A 4,748-nucleotide genomic window follows, 5' to 3' on the forward strand; every position below is an offset into this window, starting at 1 on the left:
TCAGGGCCGAGGTGAACCTGCTTGGCCGCGGCATGGGGGCGCAGCTCGCCCATGCCGCAAAGACCGCGGACTATGCCTGCATCATGGGCAAGCGCGAGGCAGAGGCAGGGACGGTCACCCTCAAGGACCTTCACTCCGGCGAGCAGCGGGAGATGAAGATCGACGAGGCGATCGCCGGGGTGAAGGGCGTTGGTGCTCGCTGAAGACCTTGCGAAACAGCAGAAGAGCATCAGCGTAGCGGAGTTCTTCGAGAAGAACAAGCACCTCCTCGGTTTCGATTCCCCGACGCGGGGGATCATCACCACGATCAAGGAGGCGGTGGACAATGCCCTGGACGCCTGCGAGGAGGCGGGCGTCCTTCCGGATATCTTCGTCTCCATCAGGAAGGCCTCGCCCGATGCATATCGGGTGGCAGTCGAGGACAACGGCCCGGGCATCGTCCCCGAACAGGTGCCGTACGTCTTCGGCAAACTCCTGTATGGTTCCCGCTTCCACCAGATCAGGCAGAGCCGCGGGCAGCAGGGGATCGGCATCTCGGCCGCGGTCCTCTATGCCCAGTTGACCACGGGCATGCCTGCGACCGTCGTCTCCCGCACCTCGGCGCAGGCGCCGGCCCACCGTTTCTCCCTGATGATCAGGACAGAGACGAACGAACCCGAGGTGCTCGGCCACGAGGAGGTCGCCTGGGACAGGACGCACGGCACCAGGATCGAACTGGAGTTCACGAGCACTCTCGCGGCGCGAAAGCGTCTCGTCGAATACCTCCGCTACACCTCGGTCGTGAACCCGCACGCGCGCATCCGGGTCGAGATCGACGGCGAGGCGACGACCTTCGAGCGGGTCTCGGCAGAACCGATCGTGTCGCCGCAGGCGATCCAGCCCCACCCGCACGGCATCGAACTCGGCACCCTGAAGAGGATGGCGGCCGCGAAGGCCGATGCCACCCTCGAAGACTTTCTGGTCGGGAGTTTCTGCCGGGTGGGGAAGAAGACCGCGGAGGAGATCGCGGCTGCCGCAGGCCTCCCTGTCGGGGCCAGGATGGACGCGATCGCCCCTGACGCCCTGAAGACCCTTCTTGCGGCGATGCAATCCGTCCACGTCCCGGCGCCGCCGACGAACCAGTGCCTCTCCCCGATCGGGGAGGACCTCATCGTCCAGGGTCTGGAGAAGGAGTTCCAGCCAGACTTCGTGAAGGCCCGGACCCGCCCGGCCTCTGTCTTCTCCGGCCACCCCTTTGTCGTGGAGGCGGCGATCGGCTACGGTGGCAAACTCGATCCCGACGGAGCGGCGCAGGTGCTGCGCTTTGCAAACCGCGTGCCCCTGCTCTACCAGCAGGGGGCCTGTGCGGTCACGGCGCAGGTCGCCGGGGTGAACTGGAAGAACTACGGGCTCTCCCAGTCGGGCCTCCCCCTCGGGCCTGTGCTCGTCCTCGTCCACGTCGCCTCGACGAACGTCCCCTTCACCTCGGAGAGCAAGGACGCGGTTGCCTCGATCCCGGAGATCGAGAAGGAGATCACCCTCGCCCTCCAGGACCTGGGCAGGGAGTTGAAGGCGTACCTCGCCCGCCGGGAGAGGAACAGGCAGAAGGAGGACCGGGCGCGCGCCGTCTGTGCGGTGATCCCGGCGATCGCCGAGAAGGTGGCCGAGATCGTGGAAAAGCCGGTGCCCGACATCTCGGCAATCGAGGGGCGGATCATGCACAGGCTTGTGGCGCGGAAGCGGTTCTATGACGGCCGGGTGCTCATCGAGGTGCGGAACCACACGGCCGATGACCTCGCCCTGGTCGTCTACGACATCTCCGCCGATACCGCGGAGGACGCGCGGCCCGCGCCTGATTTTGTGAGCGACCTCGACGGCGAGTACACGCGGGTCTGGAACTGTGCGCTCGCGCCCGGCGAGGCCTGGCATGTCGTCTACACCGGGAAGGGCGGCGGCATGCTGGACGTCCGCGGCGTCGAGGACACGAAGAAAGTGGTGGTGTACCTGTGAGCACGAAAGAGGAGATGGAGGCCCTCGGCCTCGACCGCCTGAAGGAGATCGCGGAGCGGTGGTACGGCCAGCTCACCGACGGCCGTATCCCCTCGATCGCCCTGCCGACGCGGACGAAGCAGAACATTGAGTACGACGAGGAGAGCGAGGTCTGGAAGTACGGCGACAAGGAGAGCATGCGCTCGGCCTCGACCGCGAAGGGGGCGGTCCACCTCCTGAAGATGGCGTACGTGATCGGTTTCCTGAAGAAGCAACTGGCCGAGAACCGGTCCTCGACCTTAAGAGAGATGTACTACATCTCCGAGGGCTGGAAGCAGGCGAAGTTTGCGGCGCAGGACGAGTCCAACAAACTTGTTGAGGACCTGGAGATCCTCACCGATGTCCAGCGCGAGGTCTACCACCTCCGCCCGGAAGAGGACGGGGCCTCGATCTTCGGGCCGATCAGGATAAGGGAGAAGACGCGGCGGGGCGTGCGGGAGATCCACTGCCAGGACGACGTCGGCGAGACCGGGTATCAGATCCCGAACAATGTCGACGCCCTCGACTTCCTGGACCACGACGCAAAGTTCGTCATCGCCCTGGAGACAGGCGGTATGTACGCGCGCCTCATCGAGAACGGCTTTGACGAGGAGTACGGCGCAGCCCTCGTCCACCTGAAGGGCCAGCCTGCGCGTTCGACCCGGAGGCTCCTGAAGCGGATCCACGAGGAGTTCAAACTCCCGATCGTCGTCTTCACCGACGGTGACCCCTGGTCGTACCGCATCTACGCCTCGGTGGCGTACGGCTCGATCAAGGCGGCGCACATGTCAGAACTGCTGGCGACGCCGCAGGCGCAGTTCATCGGGGTGCAGCCTACGGACATCCGGGACTACGACCTCCCGTCCGACCACCTCTCCGAGCAGGACGTGGCGGCCCTGAAGGCGGAGTTGACAGACCCGCGGTTCGCGACCGACTACTGGCGGGAGCAGATCGGGTTGCAGCTTGAGATGGGGCTGAAGGCTGAACAGCAGGCTTTCGCAAGCCAGGGCCTGGACTTCGTGACGAAGGAGTATTTGCCGGCAAGGTTGAGTGAGATGGGGGTGCTGTGAGGGCTACCATGAAGATCTGCATGCTGACCACCGTCCACCCCCCTTTTGATACTCGTATATATTACAAAGAAGCAGTCAGTCTTGCCAAAAAATACGACGTCGTCGTGATTGCCCCGTCTGATGAGGAAATTGATAGAGTCGTCGGAGATGTGGAAGTAAAATCAGTTAAAAAAGCGAAGAATAAGATCTTTCATCTTCTTACGCTCTGGAGAATTTTTTTAGCGGGTTTAAAAGAAGAGTGTGATGTTTATCATTGCCATGAATTGGGTTCCCTCTTTCTCGGTGTGCTATTCAAACTGGTAAAGGGAACGAGGTTGGTGTACGATGTGCATGAGCACTGGCCCAGTCAATTTTTGGAGGACATTGGAATAAATGATACAAATATCTTCTATAACCTGCTTGAAAGGTTTGTTTTAGAGTACGAACGTTTTTTATCGGGGTTCTCTGATAGCATACTTGCGGTAAGCGAGAGTGTTGCCGAAAGGTTCAGGGATTCCGGGAAGCCCCTCTGGGTCATCTTAAATGTCCCCGTCCTTCAGTATTCCCTTTGTGGTGATACATGCAATAAAAATCCCCGGGAATTAATATACATGGGAGGAAAATTGCAGGCCTCTCATGGGGTACAGGAATGTTATGACGCCGTCACCCGTTTGAAAACCGATTACCCCGATATCAGGTTGACGATCGTCGGAAAGTTGGATGATCGTCTCAGTCAGGTCTTGAGAGGGGATAATAGCCATTTTAACGTTACCGGGACATTGCCCTATGATAAGATGTACAAAAGAATCTGTGAGGGCGGGATAGGTCTAGTTTTTTTCCAAAAGGTCACTTATAATATGTATGTCGGCCTGCCCAACAAGTTGTTTGACTATATGTCCTGCGGTCTGCCTGTTGTGGCGAGCGACTTTCCTGAAATTCGAAGGATAGTAGGTGATTGTAAGTGCGGTATCTTGGTCGGCGGTAATGCCAGATATGACATTTATGGGGCCATACACTATCTGATAGAACATCCTGACAGGGCCAGGGAGATGGGTGAGAATGGGAAAAAAGCGGTTGAAGAGCGATATAATTGGGATAGGATGGAAGAAATGTTATTCAAGGCATATTCTGATTCTATTCTGATCATTTAGTGGCATCAAATGGTTATTGGAAAAGTGTGAAATACCGTTTCAGATAATATAATATTGTACACGATTTATTATGGCTGTAATTCTGCGAATTGATGTTGATGGCTCTTATGGCAACAGAATTCTCCACTATGCTAGAGTAAACCAGGAGTGCTTTTTTGGGTTTGATTGCCTGGGTTATCTTGATCTGTGCAAAAAGATCGTCGCTGATCTGGATGATAGGGGAATAAAAGGTTCACTCTTTTTCTTAGCAAGTACAGCGCCGAATTCGGATTTTGCAGAAGAATTATTAAATGCTGGCCATAGTGTCGGGCTGCATGCTGTACATACACAAAATTTCTCTCATTTTAGGAGGGATTTTGATGCCGTCTCAAAAAAATTTGGAGATGCAATCTCTGGTGTCACAAAGCATGGATCTGGAGGGATGAAACTTTCCCGGGGGCACGATCCAATTTATGATTCTAATAAAATGTTAAAATACACTGCTGCTGCCTCCTTAAAATATTTTTTAGGAAACGGAGAAAATCCAACTGAAGAGATGAAA

5 protein-coding genes are annotated in these 4,748 nt (G+C 57.2%); all 5 read left to right on the top strand.

Annotated features, from left to right (window positions below):
• The coding region (locus tag Q0520_RS04690; RefSeq protein ID WP_298667173.1) for a His/Gly/Thr/Pro-type tRNA ligase C-terminal domain-containing protein at positions 1 to 203 on the top strand (203 nt) is incomplete at its 5' end.
• A complete protein-coding gene (locus Q0520_RS04695) occupies positions 190 to 1,989 on the top strand; it encodes a DNA topoisomerase VI subunit B (protein ID WP_298667175.1) in 1,800 nt (599 codons plus the stop codon). The genes Q0520_RS04690 and Q0520_RS04695, both read left to right, overlap by 14 nt.
• 14 nt (positions 1,990 to 2,003) lie before the next feature.
• On the top strand, positions 2,004 to 3,077 hold the full coding sequence (locus Q0520_RS04700; RefSeq protein WP_298667181.1) for a DNA topoisomerase IV subunit A: 1,074 nt from the start codon (positions 2,004 to 2,006) through the stop codon (positions 3,075 to 3,077).
• Positions 3,078 to 3,085: 8 nt separating this feature from the next.
• Entirely contained in the window at positions 3,086 to 4,207 is a 1,122-nt protein-coding gene (locus Q0520_RS04705) for a glycosyltransferase family 4 protein (protein WP_298667177.1), read from the top strand.
• A 70-nt stretch (positions 4,208 to 4,277) separates the two neighbouring features.
• The coding region (locus Q0520_RS04710) for a hypothetical protein (protein ID WP_298667179.1) at positions 4,278 to 4,748 on the top strand (471 nt) is incomplete at its 3' end.

The organism is uncultured Methanofollis sp., from assembly GCF_937919355.1.
Classification (GTDB): Archaea; Halobacteriota; Methanomicrobia; order Methanomicrobiales; family Methanofollaceae; genus Methanofollis.